Origin of the sequence: Paenibacillus sp. Leaf72, from assembly GCF_001422685.1 — a bacterium.
Taxonomy (GTDB): Bacteria; Bacillota; Bacilli; order Paenibacillales; family Paenibacillaceae; genus Pristimantibacillus.
The window spans coordinates 179415-198677 of sequence record NZ_LMLV01000023.1 but is presented as its reverse complement, the minus strand read 5'-3'; the positions used below and the strand labels follow the sequence as shown (position 1 = coordinate 198677).

Here is a 19263-nt window from a genome sequence, read left to right as displayed (position 1 = left end):
TATGATTGCTTCTTTAAACATTCCGATGTGGCAAGCTTGGAAAGAAGAAGGGGATATTGAAGCGAAGAAGCGGCTTATTGAGCAATATTTGCCGCTTGTTGATTATGTGACCAATCGTATGGCTATTGGCCTGCCTAAAAACGTATCCAAGGATGACCTTGCCAGCAATGGCGTTATGGGTTTAATTGATGCAATAGAGAAGTTTGACTATTGCCGGGGGCTGCAGTTTGAGACCTATGCATCCTGGCGCATTCGCGGCGCAATTATTGATGGTCTCCGTCAAGGCGACTGGGTTCCGCGGTCCGTGAGAGAGAAAGCGAAAAAAGTGGAAGAGGCTTATCAAAAGCTGGAACAACAGTATTTACGCTCGGTTTCCGATGCTGAAATTAGCAATTACCTGAACATAACGGAAAAGGAGTTTACAACGATGCTTCAAGAGATTGCGGTAACGACTGTATGTTCGCTTGAGGATCCTCTTCGTGAGGAAGAGTCGGAAACAAGACTTTCGCTGCTCGTGGATGAACGGGCAAAAAATCCTGACCATAAAGTCCATGAAGTATATTTGAAAGATTCATTGGTTAATGGAATAGAGAAGCTGACGGAGAAGGAACGTATCGTCGTTTCCCTTTTTTATTATGAAGAGCTGTCTTTAAGTGAGATTGCAGACGTCATGTCGCTCTCGCCGTCACGAATTTCGCAGCTCCATTCCAAAGCTATTTTACGTCTTAGAGGAGCTTTATCCAAGCATAAAGATCAACTAATGCAGTACTAGAGTGGAGGCGTGTAATGGAAGGTCAATCATTAGATACCATTATGAGCGTTCAAATATCTGCAGATAAAATGTCAGCCTTTTTGACATTCAAACGTTTGACGGATGATTTTGAATGCTCGCTTGAACAATTAGAGCAGTTTGTGCAAAGTAGCGGAGTGAGCGTTGGAATTGTGCCCGGCGTCCTTCAAAACATTTGTAACAATCCGCTCGCTTTTTATAAAGAGCAAACTTTAATTGCTGAAGGAAAGCCTGCTGAAGTTGGCAAGGACGGCTTTGTTCAATTTATTTATGATATGAAAAGCAAAGAGCGGCGCCCGGCTGAAAATGAAGATGGCACCGTAGATTTTAAGGAAATGACGCAGTTGAAAAATGTGACGCGCGGCCAGCTGATTGCTGAACTGGTCGAACCTGCTGCTGGCGAACCGGGCATGACGGTAACCGGGAATGAGGTTGCATCGAAAGAAGGCAAGGCGGCGCGTTTTAAAATAGGAAAAAATGTCGTGCTGAACAATGAGCAAACCGCAATGTATGCGGCACTGGACGGACTCATTACGATGACGGATAAGGATAAAATCAATGTATTTCCTATTTACGAAGTGAATGGCGACGTAGATTATAAAATAGGAAATATTGATTTTGTCGGTACCGTAGTCATCCGAGGGAATGTGCTAAGCGGCTTCCGCGTCAAATCTGCCGGGGATATTCGTATCATTGGCGGAGTTGAGGGCGCCGATTTGGACGCTGAAGGCTCTATTGAAATATCAGGCGGCATTATGGCTGGCAACAAAGGTTTTGTCAAAGCCGGAAAAAATGTGAAATGCTCCTTTATCCAGGACGGCAACGTTATTGCCGGCGATGATGTGCTCGTATCGCAAAGTATTATGCATTCGAATGTTCGCGCTGGTAAAAATGTTATTTGTTCAGGGGCCAAGGGGCTGATTGTTGGCGGGACTATTCAAGCGGGCGAGCGGGTTAAAGCTCGTACAATCGGCAATACGATGTCTACTGCAACAGTAGTTGAAGTAGGTGTAAAGCCAGAGCATCGCTCGGAGCTGCTGGAATTGCGAACAAAACTCAAGCAGCACAACGAGAGCATGGATAAGGCGGATAAAGCGCTTGTGATTTTGGATCAATTGGCTGCAATTGGGCAGCTAACAGATGACAAAATGGCCATGCGCATTAAGCTAAGCGCGACCAAACGGCAGTCGCTGACAGAGGTTGAGCAGTTCCGTGAACGGATTTTGGATATTGAGCGCACGCTTGAAGATAGCGAGCAAGCTGGGGTTGACGTCAATAACATTATTTATGGCGGAATCAAAATTGTAATTGGCCGATATACGAAATATATTAAAGACCCGCTGCAGCGTGTTTCCTTTCAGTATTTAGATGGAGATATTTCACAGGTGAGTTACCGTTCGTAAAAACTTGAGCAAGCTGACCCAATAGGGAGGTAATCAAGATGGCTTTCAAACCTATTGATTTGCAAATATCGGTTCCTCGCACACCGGAGTCCAGCGGACTTCAAAGCCATATGAATCATAAGCCGATGTCGGACCAGACGAAGCTTGCCGAGCAGCAAGCTGCGCAGACCGAGCTTGTTCGCCACAAAAATACGGAAGTTGAGCATTCCGTAGGCCTGAACGTTCGTCAGGATCAAGAAACAAGCAAGCAATCTGATGAACGCAAGGGCAAACACAAAAAACAGGATGGGCAGGACAAGCATGAAGAAAGCCATCCCCCTGTACATCCCTATAAGGGACATCATGTAGATATTTCGCTTTAAAGGCAGGTGGGAGCAAGCATGTCTAACTGGCAATACATAGTTTTGCTTGGCGCTGTAGTCGTTGTTTTTGGGTTGCTTTTGCCTAGAAGGAAACAGCCCGCAGCCGCGCAAGCCGTCAATAATATGGAAGTTTCACTGGAACAGTTTATGGAAAACATGGAGCAGGACAATCGTGAGCTTACTGCACTTATCGTGCAATCACAAGAGGAAGCACGTGCCAAGGCACAGCGCAGCGAGGAGCGTTTAGCCGAGCTGGAGCGTAAATATAGCGCTATGGAGCAGCTTTTTGAGCAGCAGAAGGCTTCCGCAGTGTCGGTGCAAGCTGCCCAGGTGATGCCGGTCAAGGTTGACGTTCCCATTACACCCGCTCCAGCTGCGCTACAGGAAGAGCCAGCTCCGTCAGTGAAGCAATCGATTCAAGAGCGTTATGCCGATTTGTTTGCGCTTCATCAGCAAGGCAAGTCTATTGAGGCAATTGCAAAAAAAATGAACATGAACAAGGGCGAGGTTCAGCTTATCCTTCAGCTTGCGAAACAGGAGGAGGGTGCCCGTGTTTAAAAACCGTGTTTTTTTAACCGGGCTTGGCCTTGGCATTATTATCGGCGCATTATTGCTCCAAATGATGATGATTGGCGAATCCAGCCAGCAAAAGCTCAGTAACCGCGACAATGCAGATGCTGGGCAAGAGGAAAAGATATATTCGCAAAGTGAAGTCGATGCGATTGTTGAAGCGCAGCGGGCAACGAGCAGCATAAAGGAAGAAAGCGAAGCAGCGGCAGTGCCTTCACCAACCGCTTCGCCTAAACAAATGCCTTCTGAAAGCGCTGCTCCGCAAGCCTCCGCCCCAGCTTCCCCAAAGTCATCAGCAGTGCCAACGGATAATTCTTCAGCTGTTGCGGACACGGATGAAAATACCATTCGCAAAATGGTTCGCATTCAGGCAGGAACGAATTTGACTGCGGCGTCTGTGCTGCTGGCCAAGGAGAAGCTGATTAGTGATAAAGCGGCATTTATCCGCAAAATGAAGCAAGAAAAGAAACTGGTTCGCGCCGGTTATTTTTTGTTTACCGGGAATCCTTCGCTTGAGGAAGTTATTACAACCATTACGACACAGCCGATGACACCAGAGGAAGTAAAAGCTTTTAATTCGTAATAAAATGGCGGAATGCGGTAATTTTCGCTCGGAGATTGTTGCGTACGGCATGCAGTTATGGTATATTAATTGACGGTGTTAAAAACACACGCTGATTAATTTCGTTAACGGTGCTTCTGCTTAGGTGGAAGTTTTAACGAAAGATGACGTCGGCGGAGGGCACTACAAAAAAACCATTATCAGGAGGTGTTGGAGAAATGGCGGTTATTTCCATGAAACAGCTACTTGAAGCTGGGGTACACTTCGGTCATCAGACTCGTCGTTGGAACCCGAAGATGGATCGTTATATCTTCACTGAAAGAAACGGAATTTACATTATCGATTTGCAAAAAACAGTTAAAAAAGTTGACGAGGCTTATAACTTCGTTCGCTCGATCGCTGCAGAGGGCGGCACTATGCTGTTCGTCGGCACGAAGAAGCAAGCTCAAGATTCCGTTAAGGAAGAAGCTGAGCGTTGCGGCAACTTCTACATCAACCAACGTTGGCTCGGCGGTACGCTGACTAACTTCCAAACGATTCAAAAACGTATCGACCGTTTGAAAACTTTGGAGAAATGGGAAGAGGACGGCACTTTCGAAGTTCTTCCTAAGAAAGAAGTTATTATTCTTCGCAAAGAAAAAGACCGTTTGGAAAAATTCCTTGGCGGCATCAAAGGCATGAAATCGTTGCCTAGCGCTTTGTTCATCATCGATCCTCGTAAAGAGCGTATCGCTGTTGCTGAAGCACGCAAACTTGGAATTCCTATCGTAGGTATCGTTGATACAAACTGCGATCCAGACGAAATTGACTATGTCATTCCTGGTAATGATGATGCAATTCGTGCGGTTAAATTGCTTACGTCCAAGATGGCTGATGCAATTGTTGAAGCTAACCAAGGTGAGCAAACAACTGCTTAATTCAATAAACGTAAGCTATTAGGCGAAGGGCGGTCAGAAGGTGAAAGCCTCTCACCGCCCTTTTTTCACGAATACCTAATTAAATAAATCGAAACCTTCAGGAGGGCTCAAAATGGCAGTTAGTGCGAGCGCAGTAAAAGAACTTCGCGAAAGAACAGGAGCAGGAATGCTCGATTGTAAAAAAGCTTTGGATCATACAGACAACGATATCACGAAAGCGATTGAATTCCTTCGTGAGAAAGGCCTTGCTGCTGCAGCTAACAAAGCTGGTCGTATCGCAACAGAAGGCGTTGTTGAATCCTACATTCACGCTGGCGGCCGTATTGGCGTTCTAGTTGAAGTTAACTGTGAAACAGACTTCGTTGCTAAAACAGACCAATTCCGTGAGTTTGCAAGAGATATCGCGATGCAAATCGCTGCTGCAAACCCTAAATTCGTTCGCCGCGAAGAAGTTCCTGGCGATGAGCTTGAAAAAGAACGCGAAATTTTGCGTGCACAAGCACTTAACGAAGGCAAGCCTGAAAAAATCGTTGATAAAATGGTTGAAGGCCGTATTTCCAAATACTATGAAGAATATTGCTTGCTTGAGCAAACGTTCATCAAAAACCCAGACCAAACGATTTCGGAGCTTCTTAACGATAAAATCAACAAAATTGGTGAAAACATTTCAATCCGTCGTTTCGTTCGTTATGAGCTGGGCGAAGGTCTTGAGAAAAAAGTTGATAACTTCGTAGAAGAAGTTATGTCGCAAGCTAAACTGTAAACCGATCGCAAAGGCGGGGCGGGGCGTCCGCCTCGCCTGCTTTCGTAAGCGGAGAAACTTTATATTTTGATAACCGGATGCAATCTAAGAGCTTTAGATTCATTCATGGAGGTAAGCAACGTTGGAAAAACCCGTGTTTAAACGTATAGTATTAAAAGTTAGCGGCGAATCGTTGGCAGGAAATAACGGCTACGGTATTGAGGCTTCGACAATTGCTTCTATTGCTGAGCAAGTAAAGGAAGTTGTAGCATTCGGTGTTGAAGTTGCCATTGTTGTAGGCGGCGGTAATATTTGGCGCGGAATTGCAGGAACTGCTAAAGGGATTGATCGCGCAACGGCGGATTACATGGGTATGCTGGCTACAGTTATGAATTCTCTTGCTCTACAGGATGCATTGGAACAAATTGAAGTGCCAACCCGCGTACAATCCTCGATTGCTATGCAGCAAATCGCTGAGCCGTACATTAGACGTCGTGCTATTCGCCACCTGGAGAAAGGCCGCGTCGTTATTTTCGCTGCTGGCACAGGCAATCCGTTCTTCTCAACAGATACGACAGCTGCTTTGCGTGCTGCTGAGATTGAAGCAGAAGTCATTTTGATGGCTAAAAACAAAGTGGATGGCGTATACTCTGCTGATCCATTCAAAGATCCAACTGCAGTTAAGTTCGAAGAGCTTACTTACATGGAAGTATTAAATAAAAATCTTGGTGTTATGGATGCGACAGCATCTTCGCTATGCATGGACAATAATATTCCGCTCGTTGTATTTGCAATTACAGAGCAGGATAATATTAAGCGGGTCGTGCTGGGCGAGAAAATTGGCACCATTGTGAGAGGAAGTGCGAAATAATGCCTCAAGCTATTAAGAAAAATGCCGAAGAACGTATGGAGAAAGCAATCGGTGCACTGCGCCGCGATTTGGCCAGCCTGCGTGCAGGCCGCGCATCAGCAGCTTTGCTTGATCGTGTGCAAGTTGAATATTACGGCGCATTGACACCAGTTGCACAACTGGCCAACATTAACACGCCGGATTCCCGGACGCTGATGATTCAGCCGTGGGATAAAACCTCCCTTGCAGCTATTGAAAAAGCGATTATGAAATCGGATCTTGGTTTGACGCCAGCTAATGACGGCTCAACGATTCGCATTTCGATTCCGCCGCTGACCGAGGAGCGTCGTACTGATCTTGTCAAAATGACGAAAAGATTCGGTGAAGAAGCGAAGGTAGCTGTCCGCAACATCCGTCGCGATGCGAATGATGATGTGAAGAAGCTGGAGAAAACGGACATTTCAGAAGATGAGTCCCGTCGTCATCAAGATGACATTCAAAAGCTGACAGACCGTTTTATCGTAGAAGTGGATAAAGTATTAGTAGCTAAAGAAAAAGAAATTATGGAAGTATAATTTCGCTAAAGCCCCTCCGTTAGGTGGGGTTTGGTTTAAATATAAGGCTTTTATTTTTTTAAATGCCTTATATATCATCGCGAAACGCAAGCTGCCTTCTATTGGGTACGGTGGCAGCCGTTTACGCTTGTTAAATCCGGGTTGGAGGAACGAAGATGATCAGTCGACTTTGGGCTAAATTTAGCAAATCGTCCCCACGTCCGGCAGCGCCGCCACGATTAGACAACGTGCCTGAACATGTTGCTGTTATTATGGATGGAAACGGGCGTTGGGCCAAAGACCGTGGATTACCGCGAATAGCGGGTCATCATTCCGGGATGAAAGCGGTCAGACGCATTACGATGGCAGCAGACCGGCTCGGCGTTAAATATTTAACGCTTTATGCTTTTTCGACGGAAAACTGGAAAAGGCCTAAAGACGAAGTTGATTTTTTAATGAAGCTCCCTCAGCAATTTCTAGAAATTGAAATAGACGATTTGATGCAAAAAAATGTTCAGGTTCGCGTCATGGGGCACAGGGAGGATCTCCCGTCCTTTACGATTAAAGCGTTGGACGAAGCAATGAGCAAGACGGCAAATAATACGGGACTCGTACTTACTTTTGCGCTAAACTATGGCAGCCGCAAGGAAATGCTTGAAGCGATCAAGGAGATCGCAGCGGATGTGCAAGAAGGACGGCTCACCTGTGACCAAATAGATGATCATGTGATGAGTTCGCATTTATTGACCCGCGACCTTCCGGATCCTGATCTGCTGATTCGCACGAGCGGAGAATTGCGTTTAAGCAATTTTATGCTTTGGCAGCTTGCCTATAGCGAAATGTGGTTTACGGACGTCTATTGGCCTGAATTTTCAGAGGCCCATTTCGAAGAAGCGATTGAGGAGTATGGGCGGCGCGCACGGCGATATGGCGGACTATAAGCTTCGATAACGGAGTGTGACCTATACATTGAAACAGCGAATAGTGACGGGAGTAGTAGCAGGCGCATTTTTTATTGCGCTTGCAGTAGCGGGAAGCTGGCTATATGCTGGTCTGCTCGTTTTGCTCGCGATGGTAGGCTTTACTGAATATGTCAAGATGAACGGCCAAGCTTGGGCTCATCCGGCTTCATTGCTCGGATACGCGGGTGTGCTGTTTTTTGTGCTACCATGGAACTTAATTGGGGTAGAAACGCCATCCTTCATGTTTGTAACGTGGGTGCTGGCCTTTTTGCTGCTTGCTCTAACGGTCTTGACCAAAAACAAAACAACGATCGATCATGCGGCACTTATGCTGCTTGGTGCGCTGTACGTTGGGATGGGCTTTGGAGCGATGAATGCGGTAAGACAGATGGATGATCATGGCTTGTTTTGGACATTTTTGCTTCTTGGCTGCATATGGTCCTCAGACATTGGCGCCTATTTTGCCGGGAAGGCATTTGGCAAAAACAAGCTCTGGCCATCGATTAGTCCGAATAAAACGATTGAGGGGGCGCTCGGAGGCGTTGTGCTGTCGCTTGTTGTGGCAGCTATCGGAGCTTTTTTCTTCCCCGACGTCATCGTATTTGGCAAAGCGCTTCTTATTGGGCTGCTGGCCGCTGTAGCCGGACAGTTTGGCGATTTAATTCAATCCGCTTACAAACGAGTACGTGATATCAAAGATACAGGCCGCATATTGCCTGGGCATGGTGGCGTTCTGGACCGTTGCGACAGCTGGATTATCGTATTTCCGTTGATCGTGCTCTCTGGTCTGCTCCCCATGTAATTTGTAAGAGATGCAAAAAGTACATGTCTAATCCGAGTGTCAGAGGAGATTGAGATGAAAAAAATAACGATTCTTGGCTCAACAGGCTCCATTGGCACGCAAACGCTGGATGTTATTGCAAACGACCCGGAGCGTTTTCAGGTTGTCGGCTTATCGGCGGGCAGCAATACGGACCTGCTGATTCAGCAGGCGATCCGCTTCAAGCCATCCATCGTTTGCTTGTCAACGAAGGAAGCGGCTGAAGCGGTTGCCTCTTCGCTGCCTGCAGGAACTCGGGTCATTTATGGAGAGCAGGGCTTAATTGAGCTTGCTGGAGAGACGGAAGCCGATATTGTCGTTACGGCGATTATGGGCAGCAGAGGGCTCCCTGCAACGCTTGCTGCCATTGAAGCGGGCAAAATGATTGGCCTTGCGAATAAAGAGACGCTCGTAACGGCGGGCCATATTGTAATGGAACGGGCAAGGCAGAAGGGTGTTTCGATTATACCGATTGACAGCGAGCATTCGGCTATTTTTCAGTGCCTGAATGGAGAAGATCGCAGATCGCTTAGCCAGCTTACGCTGACTGCCTCAGGCGGCTCATTCCGCGATCGCACGCGCGAGCAATTGAAAGGTGTTACGGTGGCGGAAGCGCTGAATCATCCTAATTGGTCCATGGGTGCTAAAATCACAATCGATTCTGCCACAATGGCTAATAAAGGGCTGGAAGTTATTGAAGCCCATTGGCTGTTTGATGTTACATACGATCAAATCCATGTTCTTGTTCATCCAGAGAGTATCATTCATTCTTATGTGGAGTTTACTGACCATAGCGTCATTGCGCAGCTAGGGTTGCCTGATATGCGCGTTCCGATTCAATATGCGCTTACGTATCCGCATCGCTATCCAACGCCTACCGGCCGGCTTGATTTGGCTGCCATTGGCAAGCTTCATTTTCGAGAGATGGACTTTGAACGGTATCCGTGCCTGCGTCTCGCTTTCGAATGCGGCAAAGCGGGACAATCGGCGCCAACGGTATATAATGCGGCGAATGAAGTAGCGGTGGCCCGGTTTCTTGCTGGCGAAATTGAATTTCTGGATATTGAGCGCACGATTGAGGAAGTGCTCACTCGCCATCCTGTAACGGTGGTTGATACTCTTGAAGCTATCGCTGAAGTCGACAGCTGGGCACGTCGAATGGCTGCTACTGTGTAACTTGTGCGCTGCCTCGCGGTTCTCTTGTAACGGGTAGGAGAATAATGATAATCTATGTACAGGCCGTTACGAACAGGAGGCTCTATATGGAGACGATTCAGATTGTTTTATTAACCGTGCTCGTGTTTTTTGTAATCGTGACTATCCACGAATGGGGCCACTATTATTTTGCCAAGCGAGCAGGGATATTGGTTAGGGAATTTGCCATTGGTTTTGGACCTAAGCTCATTTCCATTAAGCGCGGCGAGACGCGATTTACCATTCGCCTCGTTCCGGCAGGTGGCTTCGTCCGTATGGCAGGCGAGGACCCGGAAATTGTGGACGTTGCCTCTGGGCAGACAATTGCCATCAAGCTTAAAGAGGATAAGGTAACGAGATTGTACCTGGACCGTCTAGATGAGCGCAGCGGCGTCATTCGTGGCGAAGTGACTCAGATCGACCTGGAAAGGGATTTGTTCGTTACGCTCGACATTGAAGGCGAGAAGGAACGTTTTGCGCTGCATCCACAAGCATTGATGATTAGCAAAGGCAAAGAAACGCAAATTGCCCCGCTGGACAGGCAGTTTGGCAGCAAATCGGTAGCTGCGCGGGCACGGGCTATTTTTGCCGGTCCGTTTATGAATTTTGTGCTGGCGTTTGTATTGTGTGGCGCTTATATTCAACTCGCGGGTACACCGGAAAATTTGCTCGTGGATTCGATTAGCAAGGGGATGCCGGCAGAAAAGGCCCAATTGCAAAGCGGCGACATGATTCAAGCGATTAATGGTACGCCAATTGGTACGGATTATGATAAAATGATTGATATTATTGGCGGTTCGCCTGGCGTGCCGATTCAAATGGACATTGTGCGCGGCGGCGTAGCGCAGAAGATCGAGCTGACGCCAGCTCCGGATGACCAAGGAGTCGGTAAAGTCGGGATCACGGCTGCTTACAAGACGCGCTCTGCAACGATTACAGAAACGGTAACGGGTGCAGGCAAGCTGATGAAGCAGATGACCGTTATCATTTTTGAAGGCTTTAAGAAGCTCGTCACCGGTGATTTTAAGCTGGATGATTTGGGCGGGCCTGTGCGTACAGCAGAGGTAACCAGTCAAATTGCCAAGCAGGGCATCGCCGAATTGACGCGATGGACCGCTATGCTGAGCTTGTATTTGGGGATTTTCAACTTGCTGCCCATTCCAGCACTGGATGGAAGCAGACTTATTTTTCTCGGGCTGGAAGCGCTGCGCGGCAGACCGATTGACCCGAACCGGGAAAGCATGGTTCATTTCGTCGGCTTTGCGCTCATTATGCTGCTGATGCTGGTAGTAACCTATAACGATATTTTGCGATTGGTGCGAGGGGAGTCTTAACCTTTTATGTCTAAAGATAAAAAATTTGTTTCGGAAATTACGCCGCAAAGCGAGGATTTCTCGAAATGGTATATTGATGTCATTAAAAAAGCCGAGCTTATGGATTATTCGCCGGTGCGCGGATGTATTATTTTTCGCCCGGAAGGTTATGAGCTATGGGAAAATATTCAACGTGATCTGGACCGCCGCTTTAAAGAAACCGGACATCGCAATGCGTATTTCCCGCTCTTTATTCCAGAAAGCTTTTTCCAGAAGGAAAAGGAGCATGTCGAGGGCTTTAATCCTGAGCTTCCTTGGGTAACAGAAGCAGCAGGCGAGAAGCTTGAGGAGCGCCTTGCTATTCGTCCAACTTCGGAGACGATGTTCGGGCATATGTATGCCAAATGGATTCAATCGTACCGCGACCTACCGCTGCTCATTAACCAATGGGCGAATGTAGTCCGCTGGGAGAAACGCACGCTGCCTTTCCTGCGCACAAGTGAGTTTCTATGGCAGGAAGGCCATACAGCGCATGAGAATGAAGAGGAAGCTCGTCAAGAAACGATGCAAATGCTCGGCATTTACCGTGACTTTGTCGAGGAATTTCTGGCGATTCCGGTCGTTGTTGGACAAAAGACGCCTTCGGAGCGTTTTGCGGGCGCAGTAGATACGTATTCGATTGAAGCGATGATGAAGGATGGCCGTGCCGTACAGGCGGGAACTTCTCATTACTTGGGAACGAAATTTGCCGTAGCATTTGATATTAAATATTTGGACCGTGAAAATCAGCTGCAATTTGCCCATACGACCTCATGGGGTGTGAGTACCCGTCTCATTGGCGCTATGATTATGGTGCATGGTGACGATCGTGGCCTTGCGTTGCCGCCTAAAGTCGCTCCAACACAAGTGATTATGATTCCTATCGGTCCAGCGAAAACGCGCGACCAAGTTGTCGGCCGGGTAGATGAGCTATATGCCGAGCTTAAAAAAGCGGGTGTTCGCGTCAAGGTGGATGACCGTTCGGACGTAAGCCCTGGCTGGAAGTTCAATGAATATGAAATGCGCGGCATTCCGCTTCGTCTGGAGCTGGGGCCACGTGATATGGAAAATGGACAAGTTGTCCTCGTATCACGCATTAGCGGCGAGAAGAAGGTAGTCGAGCAGGCTAATCTCGTCGCTGAAGTAGAAGCGATGCTTGTGCAAATCCATAATGAAATGTTTGAGAAAGCGAAGCAGTTCCGCGAGGATCATTTCTATTCGGTAGATACGCTGGATGAAATGAAGGCATCGCAAGAGGAGCAGCGCGGCTTTGTGCTTGCGGGCTGGTGTGGCTCGGAAGCATGCGAGAAGCAGGTCAAGGAAGAGACGGGAGCAACAAGCCGCAACATTCCATTCGAGCCTACCGAGAAAAAGAGCACATGCCTCGTATGCGGCGACGCCGCCGAGCATACAGTTGTTTTTGCTCGCGCTTACTAGAACGGGCTCTCCTGTAGCAACAGAGCGTCTTCGTTCGAATGCTTGAAGTGCATTGTACGCAACAGAATCTTTCGCTTTTTCTTTAATTTTAATTTGTATTTTATTGTTCTGCATTGAGTTTTGATGTGTTATGCTGATTACAAAGCAATTTCAAGGCAGGGAAATGGAATCAGCCATTTCCCTGCTTCTATGAGAAGTGCTGGTTTAGCGAGCGCTTATACAACGGTTTTTGCGGTGGAGAGAGCGAGGTTTAGGGGGCAAGTGGAGTGAAAGGTTTAAGCTGGAGAAGCGTTAGCGTTAAAGCTTTCCGAAGGAAAGCAGCTTCGTAAGCATAAGCTTTGCCTATACATTTCTGCCGTTTAACGACTTATTTCGAGGAAATGTATGGGCAATGGCGATCGTAAGCCAAACCTTTCACGCAGCGCCGATCCCCCTTAACCGAGCCGACCATCCCCATTGCAACAGCGAAAATAAGCCAGCGAGCGTTAGGAGTGGATAAAATCATGAGCCAAACCGACAACAAAAGGCAGCGCTTTGAGCTGCTGCTGCAGCAGTCGGAATTACCGCAGGAAATGATACAATCCTTTTTTCAGGATGGTTATATAGATCAGGTTGTAGTCGCCAAGAACAACCGCAAGTGGACGTTTTGCATACGCAAAACGTCTTTGGTTCCTTATAAGGCCTATAGTGGATTAAGCCAGGCGGTCAAGCAAAAGTTTGCCCATATTGCTGATACCTCCTTCCAATTTATATACGATGAGCAGCTTTCTTCAGAAGAGCTTGCGAGCGAATATTGGCCGCTTTTCAAAGAGTGGGCGCAGCAGGAAATTGCTTCGGTTAACGGTTGGCTTCTCAAAGCAACGATTACGACGGAAGGCGATGTTATTACGCTGCTGATGCTCGATGAAATGGGGCTGGAGCTGGCGCGTAAAAAGCGGATAGATGAAGAAATTACCCGCTTTTATGAGCGGCAATTCAGCCGAAGCTATAAAGTAAAGCTTGCCGTTGGCGAAGCTAAAGCAGAGGTATACGAAGAGTTCGAGCAGCGGCGGGTAGCGGAGGAGCGCGAGGTCATTCAGCAAATTATGGCTAGCGCCGCAGCTGAGGAATTGGGCGATGATGGCGAGCCGCCGGCAAGACTGGCGGTCGGATATGACATTCGCGAAGAGCCGGTTCCATTGATGAACATTCGCGAGGAAGAGAAGAAAATAACGGTGCAAGGCGCCGTATTCGGTCTGGATAAGAAGGAGCTGCGCAACGGAAGCACGCTCTTTACCTTCAACTTGACCGATTTCTCCGATTCCTTGTCCCTAAAAATGTTCGCCAAAACAAAAGATGATGTCAAAGTGCTGGATCTATTGTCCAACGGCAAATGGGTGAAGGCGCGTGGCAGAGTCGAATATGACCGGTTTATGCAGGAGCCGGAGCTTGTCATGATGCCGAATGATTTGCATGAGGTTCATGCACCAGCAGACCGCAAAGACAATGCGGAGGAGAAACGGGTAGAGTTTCATCTGCATACGACAATGAGCGCGATGGATGCGGTGGCTCCCATTGATGCTTATGTAAAGATGGCAGCCAAATGGGGACATAAAGCAATGGCGGTCACTGACCACAGCAACGTGCAATGTTACCCGGAAGCAGCGAAAGCAGCGAAAAAGAACGGCATTCAGCTATTATTTGGCCTAGAGGCTAACGTGGTAAATGATGCGGTTCCGATAGTGCTTAATCCGCGGGAGCAGCCGCTCGCTGGCTCCGAATACATCGTTTTCGATATCGAGACGACGGGACTTTCGGTCATTAATAACAAAATTATCGAGCTTGCCGGCGTGAAAATGAAAGATGGCAAAGAAGTGGCGACATTCGCCACCTTCATTAATCCGCATGAGAAAATTCCTTATCATATTCAGCAATTGACGAATATTAATGATGAAATGGTACAGGATGCGCCGGAGCTTGAGCCAAAGCTGCGCGAATTCATTGAATTTATTGGCGATACCGTACTTGTTGCCCACAATGCCCGCTTTGATATCGGGTTTTTGCAAGCAAACTGTAAATCGCTTGGCCTGCCGGAAATTAAAAACCCGGTCCTTGATACACTGGAGCTGGCAAGGTTTTTGCATCCAAGCTTGAAAAATCATCGTCTCAATACGCTGTCAGCTAAATACAAAATCAGCCTGGAAAACCATCACCGTGCGATTGATGACTCCATCGCCTTGGGCGGGGTATTGTTCGGCTTGATTAGCGATGCGGCTGAACGCAATGTTACAGGCCTGCATCAATTAAATGATTATGTCGGTATCGATTTATCGAACAGCCGCCCGTTTCACTGCTGTATTTATGCACTGAACGCAGTCGGCAAGAAAAATTTATACAAGCTCGTATCGCTCTCCCATACGCAGCATTTTAAACGGGTAGCAAGCATCCCGCGGACGAAGCTAGTGGAGCTGCGCGAAGGGCTGCTCGTCATATCCGGATGTGAAAAAGGCGAGTTTTACGAAACGGTGCTGAATAAATCGTATGAGGAAGCTGTAGAAGTCGCGCGGTTCTATGATGTACTGGAAATTCAGCCGATTGATTTTTACATGCATTTAGTGGACAAAGGTCTCGTTGGCAGCCGTGCTGAAATCGAGCAAGCACACCGCCGTGTGTGCCAAATTGCTGATGAGCTGGGCAAGCCAGTTATTGCGACAGGCAATGTCCATTATTTGAATCCTCGGGATAAGCTGTTCCGCGACATTGCGATCCATGGCATTACGGGTTTTAGTCCGCTGAAAGACATGCGCAAGCCGGATGCCCACTTCCGTACGACCGATGAAATGCTTAAGGAATTTGCGTTCCTTGGAGAAGCACGGGCGTATGAGGTCGTTGTGACCAATACGGTGCAGCTTGCCGAACGCTTTGAGCCGTTTGACCTGTTTCCTCCGGAGTTGTTCACGCCGATTATGGAGGGAGCAGAAGAGGAGATCCGCACCACCTGCTACAATACAGCTAAAGGATTTTATGGCGAGGATCTGCCGCAAGTCGTCATTGACCGGTTGGAGAAAGAACTCGTGCCGATTATTAAATTCGGATTTTCCGCGAACTATTTAATTTCTGAGCGTCTTGTGAAAAAATCGAATGAGGACGGCTATTTGGTCGGCTCCAGGGGCTCTGTTGGTTCCTCTGTTGTAGCTACGTTTCTCGGCATATCCGAGGTTAATCCGCTGCCAGCGCATTATATGTGCAAAAATCCAGCATGCAAGCATAGCGAATGGTTTCTCGATGGCAGCATTCCGAGCGGCTTTGACCTTCCCGACAAATCTTGTCCAAAATGCGGAGAGCCGCTAAAGGGCGAAGGGCAGGATATCCCGTTCGAAACATTCCTTGGCTTCAAAGGTGATAAAGTTCCCGATATCGATCTTAACTTCTCTGGTGAATACCAGCCGATAGCGCATAACTACACAAAGGTGCTGTTTGGGGAAAAAGCTGTATTTCGGGCCGGGACAATAGGTACGGTAGCGGAGAAAACGGGCTTCGGCTTTGCCAAGAAATATGAAGAAGCAAATGGAAAAAAATGGCGCGGTGCCGAGCTGTCCAGACTGGCTGCCGGTGTAACGGGCGTTAAGCGTAGTACTGGTCAGCATCCGGGCGGTATCGTCGTTGTGCCGGATTACATCGAAGTAGAGGATGTAACACCAGTTCAATATCCGGCTGATGACGTAAATGCAGAATGGAAGACGACCCATTTTGACTATCATGCCTTTGAGACGAATTTGCTCAAGCTCGATATACTCGGACACGATGATCCGACGATGATGCGGATGCTTCAGGATTTGACTGATGTTGACCCAACAACGATCCCGATGAACGATCCTAAAGTGATGAGCATGTTCAATTCGACCAAAGCGCTTGATGTTTCTCCAGAGAAAATTCGTACGCCAGTAGCCACATATGGCGTTCCCGAGATGGGTACGAAGTTCGTTCGGCAAATGCTTCAGGAGACGCAGCCGTCTTCCTTTGCCGATTTGCTGCAAATTTCCGGGTTGTCCCACGGAACCGGCGTTTGGCTCGGCAATGCGCAGGAGCTCATTAAGAAGGGAACCTGCAATATCAAAACCGTTATCGGCTGCCGGGATGATATTATGCTTTATTTAATTTACAAGGCGGGCATGGATGCAGGTCTGGCCTTCAAAATTACCGAGAGCGTGCGTAAGGGCAAGGGACTTTCTGACGAATGGATCGAAGAGATGAAGCGCTGCAAAGTACCGCAGTGGTACATTGACTCCTGCTTGCGCATTGAGTATATGTTTCCGAAGGCGCATGCCGCGGCCTATGTTATTTCGGCGGTGCGGACAGCCTACTTCAAGCTGTATTATCCAATTGCTTATTATGCGACTTACTTTACCGTGCGCGCGGAAGATTTTGACCTAGAAATATTGTGCCAAGGCTACGATGCAATCAAACGCAAGCTGATCGAAATTGAAGAAAAAGGCTTTGCGGCGCTGCCTAAGGAGAAAGCGAGCATCTCGCTGCTCGAGATGGCGCTTGAGATGACAGCACGCGGCTTCTCTTTTAAACCGATTGATCTTTACCGTTCGGATGCGACAAAATTCCAAGTCGATGGCGATTCGCTCGTGCCTCCGTTTGCAGCGATTCCGGGTATTGGTGAAAATGCCGCACGCAATATTGCCGCTTCCCGTAATGATGGCGAGTACCTGTCGATTGAGGATTTCCAGCAAAGATCGAAGGCGAGTAAAACGATTGTCGAGGTGCTGAACGGGATGGGCTGTTTCCGAGGATTGCCGGAATCGAACCAGCTCTCGTTGTTTTAGAACGTGGTATATCGGCATTTGTACAGCATTTCAACTTGAAAAGTTTTCTTGTCACTACTTATGCGGTTATGTTATAATTTTCGTGGCAATGATGTTGATAAGCGTTTGATGCAGAAGAGTGGGGAAACCCACTCTTTACGTTTTGTTTTCGGGTCTTTAAGGGTCTGAAAGGCCAAATCAATCGTTTGGACCGAACGGGAGGTAGCAGCAATTTGAGCATTTCCAAAATCAAAACCGTCGTGGAAGAAATGGTAACACCATTTCTAAGCGAAAATGGATTTGAACTTGTTGATATTGAGTACGTCAAGGAAGGAAGCAACTTCTTCCTCCGGGTTTCAGTAGACAAGGAAGGCGGCATTGATATTGACGAATGCGGCCGTATTAGCGAATTTTTAAGTGAACAACTGGACAAGAACGATCCGGTAACGGATGCTTATTTTCTTGAAGTGTCGTCGCCTGGCGCCGAAAGGCCGCTTAAGAAAGCCGAAGATGTGCGCAAAGCCGTCGGCAAGCACGTATACATCACGACCTATGAGCCGATTAACGCATCCAAGGAATTTGAAGGTGACCTCATTTCGTTCGATGGAGAAGAGCTTGTAGTCAAAGTCGGCAAGAAAGAGCATGCCATTCCTTATGCTAAAGTGGCGGGAGCACGCCTCGCCATCGTTTTTTAAAATATAGGAAAGTATATCATTTCGTTATCCTTTCTCTATATTTCTCGGAATGAAACGCGCCGCACCGCCAAGGGACGGCGACAGCCGTTTCATCTTGAACAACGTTTGTTATAATTGAAGGGGGGACCAGAGTTCCAATGAGCATGGATTTTATTGAAGCATTATCGGAAATAGAGAGGGATAAAGGGATAGCCAAAGAAGTGCTGATTGATGCGATCGAAGCAGCGCTGATTTCAAGCTATAAGCGGAACTTTAACGCTGCGCAAAATGTGCGTGTCGATATTAACCGCTATACGGGTGTTATTAAAGTATATGCCCGCAAGACGGTGACGGACGAAGTGCTTGATCCCCGTTTGGAAATTACAGTAGAAGCGGCTCGTGAAGTGAATCCGCATTACCAGCTTGACGATGTGGCGGACATTGAAGTGACGCCTCGTGATTTTGGCCGTATTGCAGCGCAAACTGCGAAGCAGGTCGTAACGCAGCGCATTCGCGAGGCTGAACGCGGCTTGATCTACAATGCTTTTATCGACAAAGAAGAGGATATTGTGAATGGTATCGTGCAGCGCCAGGACGTTCGCAACCTTTTTATCGATTTGGGTAAAGTAGAAGCAGTAATGCCGCTGACAGAGCTTATGCCAACTGATAAGTTCAAGCACGGAGACCGTGTGAAATCGTATATTACGAAAGTGGAAAATACGACTAAGGGTCCGCAAATTATTTTGTCCCGTACGCATCCAGGTCTGCTTAAGCGTTTATTTGAGCTAGAAGTTCCGGAAATTTACGATGGAGTCGTTGAAATTCGCTCGGTTGCGCGCGAGGCAGGCTTCCGTTCGAAAATTGCCGTTTTTTCGCGCAATGACGAAGTTGACGCTGTAGGCTCATGCGTAGGTCCGAAAGGAATGCGTGTGCAGACGATTGTTGGCGAGCTGAAAGGCGAGAAGATTGATATCGTGTGCTGGTCTGAAAATGTCGAAGAATACGTTGCGAATGCGCTGAGCCCATCTAAAGTGCTTGAAGTTATCGTTTTTGAGCAGGAAAAAATGGCCCGTGTTATTGTACCGGATTATCAGCTTTCGCTTGCAATCGGGATTAAAGGGCAAAACGCTCGTCTAGCGGCGAAGCTGACTGGCTGGAAAATCGACATTAAGAGTGAATCGCAAGCTGAGCAGGAGTACGGTCGTCCGAAAACGATGACGGCAGTTATGCCGCAAGATTCGGTTTCCATTGATCTGGCTTAACTAATATATCGGCTGCGTT

At 47.7% G+C, this 19263-nt stretch carries 17 protein-coding genes; all 17 read left to right on the top strand.

Going from position 1 to position 19263, the window contains the following annotated elements:
* Nucleotide 1: 1 nt before the first annotated feature.
* The 17 genes from ASF12_RS19480 (at nucleotide 2) to nusA (ending at nucleotide 19244) form a co-directional block, all read left to right on the top strand.
* The gene (locus ASF12_RS19480) at nucleotides 2-772 is read left to right on the top strand and encodes a FliA/WhiG family RNA polymerase sigma factor (protein ID WP_046230737.1); all 771 of its coding nucleotides are present in this window, start codon (nucleotides 2-4) and stop codon (nucleotides 770-772) included.
* A gap of 14 nt (nucleotides 773-786) precedes the next feature.
* Entirely contained in the window at nucleotides 787-2193 is a 1407-nt protein-coding gene (locus tag ASF12_RS19475; protein ID WP_056038182.1) for a DUF342 domain-containing protein, read from the top strand.
* Between the two features lie 38 nt (nucleotides 2194-2231).
* Entirely contained in the window at nucleotides 2232-2555 is a 324-nt protein-coding gene (locus ASF12_RS19470) for a hypothetical protein (protein WP_056038180.1), read from the top strand.
* Between the two features lie 18 nt (nucleotides 2556-2573).
* Nucleotides 2574-3113 carry a hypothetical protein gene (locus tag ASF12_RS19465; RefSeq protein WP_056038177.1) on the top strand — a complete coding sequence of 180 codons (540 nt, stop codon included), beginning with the start codon at nucleotides 2574-2576 and terminating at the stop codon, nucleotides 3111-3113.
* Nucleotides 3106-3708, top strand: a complete 603-nt coding sequence (locus tag ASF12_RS19460; RefSeq protein WP_056038174.1) for a hypothetical protein — start codon at nucleotides 3106-3108, stop codon at nucleotides 3706-3708. Before ASF12_RS19465 ends, ASF12_RS19460 begins: the two co-directional genes overlap by 8 nt.
* A gap of 197 nt (nucleotides 3709-3905) precedes the next feature.
* Entirely contained in the window at nucleotides 3906-4604 is a 699-nt protein-coding gene (rpsB, locus tag ASF12_RS19455) for a 30S ribosomal protein S2 (RefSeq protein ID WP_046230742.1), read from the top strand.
* A gap of 112 nt (nucleotides 4605-4716) precedes the next feature.
* Nucleotides 4717-5367, top strand: coding sequence for a translation elongation factor Ts (gene tsf, locus ASF12_RS19450; protein ID WP_056038172.1), 651 nt, complete (start codon nucleotides 4717-4719; stop codon nucleotides 5365-5367).
* A 121-nt stretch (nucleotides 5368-5488) separates the two neighbouring features.
* Entirely contained in the window at nucleotides 5489-6217 is a 729-nt protein-coding gene (pyrH, locus tag ASF12_RS19445) for a UMP kinase (RefSeq protein ID WP_046230744.1), read from the top strand.
* Nucleotides 6217-6771 (top strand): ribosome recycling factor, encoded by a 555-nt coding sequence (gene frr / locus ASF12_RS19440; RefSeq protein WP_056038169.1) that lies wholly within the window; start codon nucleotides 6217-6219, stop codon nucleotides 6769-6771. The genes pyrH and frr overlap by 1 nt, the downstream gene beginning before the upstream one ends.
* A gap of 155 nt (nucleotides 6772-6926) precedes the next feature.
* The gene (locus ASF12_RS19435; protein ID WP_056038167.1) at nucleotides 6927-7691 is read left to right on the top strand and encodes an isoprenyl transferase; all 765 of its coding nucleotides are present in this window, start codon (nucleotides 6927-6929) and stop codon (nucleotides 7689-7691) included.
* A 28-nt stretch (nucleotides 7692-7719) separates the two neighbouring features.
* Complete coding sequence (locus ASF12_RS19430) at nucleotides 7720-8514, top strand: phosphatidate cytidylyltransferase (protein ID WP_056038164.1); 795 nt, start codon at nucleotides 7720-7722, stop codon at nucleotides 8512-8514.
* Between the two features lie 54 nt (nucleotides 8515-8568).
* The gene (locus ASF12_RS19425) at nucleotides 8569-9708 is read left to right on the top strand and encodes a 1-deoxy-D-xylulose-5-phosphate reductoisomerase (protein WP_056038161.1); all 1140 of its coding nucleotides are present in this window, start codon (nucleotides 8569-8571) and stop codon (nucleotides 9706-9708) included.
* An 86-nt stretch (nucleotides 9709-9794) separates the two neighbouring features.
* Entirely contained in the window at nucleotides 9795-11060 is a 1266-nt protein-coding gene (gene rseP / locus ASF12_RS19420) for an RIP metalloprotease RseP (RefSeq protein ID WP_056038158.1), read from the top strand.
* 6 nt (nucleotides 11061-11066) lie between these two features.
* Nucleotides 11067-12515: a proline--tRNA ligase gene (gene proS, locus ASF12_RS19415; protein WP_056038153.1), complete on the top strand. Its 1449-nt coding sequence runs from the start codon at nucleotides 11067-11069 to the stop codon at nucleotides 12513-12515.
* A gap of 503 nt (nucleotides 12516-13018) precedes the next feature.
* Nucleotides 13019-17329 carry a PolC-type DNA polymerase III gene (locus tag ASF12_RS19410; protein ID WP_056038149.1) on the top strand — a complete coding sequence of 1437 codons (4311 nt, stop codon included), beginning with the start codon at nucleotides 13019-13021 and terminating at the stop codon, nucleotides 17327-17329.
* A gap of 212 nt (nucleotides 17330-17541) precedes the next feature.
* On the top strand, nucleotides 17542-18003 hold the full coding sequence (rimP, locus tag ASF12_RS19405) for a ribosome maturation factor RimP (RefSeq protein ID WP_046230752.1): 462 nt from the start codon (nucleotides 17542-17544) through the stop codon (nucleotides 18001-18003).
* Between the two features lie 137 nt (nucleotides 18004-18140).
* Nucleotides 18141-19244 carry a transcription termination factor NusA gene (nusA, locus tag ASF12_RS19400; RefSeq protein ID WP_056038147.1) on the top strand — a complete coding sequence of 368 codons (1104 nt, stop codon included), beginning with the start codon at nucleotides 18141-18143 and terminating at the stop codon, nucleotides 19242-19244.
* Nucleotides 19245-19263: the final 19 nt, after the last annotated feature.

Bases quoted from the DNA above. Each gene is read 5' to 3' on its own strand.
- rpsB (WP_046230742.1), top strand. From the start codon at position 3,906: ATGGCGGTTATTTCCATGAAACAGCTACTTGAAGCTGGGGTACACTTC.
- rseP (WP_056038158.1), top strand. From the start codon at position 9,795: ATGGAGACGATTCAGATTGTTTTATTAACCGTGCTCGTGTTTTTTGTA.
- nusA (WP_056038147.1), top strand. From the start codon at position 18,141: ATGAGCATGGATTTTATTGAAGCATTATCGGAAATAGAGAGGGATAAA.
- ASF12_RS19475 (WP_056038182.1), top strand. From the start codon at position 787: ATGGAAGGTCAATCATTAGATACCATTATGAGCGTTCAAATATCTGCA.
- ASF12_RS19465 (WP_056038177.1), top strand. From the start codon at position 2,574: ATGTCTAACTGGCAATACATAGTTTTGCTTGGCGCTGTAGTCGTTGTT.
- tsf (WP_056038172.1), top strand. From the start codon at position 4,717: ATGGCAGTTAGTGCGAGCGCAGTAAAAGAACTTCGCGAAAGAACAGGA.
- ASF12_RS19470 (WP_056038180.1), top strand. From the start codon at position 2,232: ATGGCTTTCAAACCTATTGATTTGCAAATATCGGTTCCTCGCACACCG.
- ASF12_RS19435 (WP_056038167.1), top strand. From the start codon at position 6,927: ATGATCAGTCGACTTTGGGCTAAATTTAGCAAATCGTCCCCACGTCCG.
- ASF12_RS19425 (WP_056038161.1), top strand. From the start codon at position 8,569: ATGAAAAAAATAACGATTCTTGGCTCAACAGGCTCCATTGGCACGCAA.
- frr (WP_056038169.1), top strand. From the start codon at position 6,217: ATGCCTCAAGCTATTAAGAAAAATGCCGAAGAACGTATGGAGAAAGCA.
- proS (WP_056038153.1), top strand. From the start codon at position 11,067: ATGTCTAAAGATAAAAAATTTGTTTCGGAAATTACGCCGCAAAGCGAG.
- ASF12_RS19480 (WP_046230737.1), top strand. From the start codon at position 2: ATGATTGCTTCTTTAAACATTCCGATGTGGCAAGCTTGGAAAGAAGAA.
- ASF12_RS19410 (WP_056038149.1), top strand. From the start codon at position 13,019: ATGAGCCAAACCGACAACAAAAGGCAGCGCTTTGAGCTGCTGCTGCAG.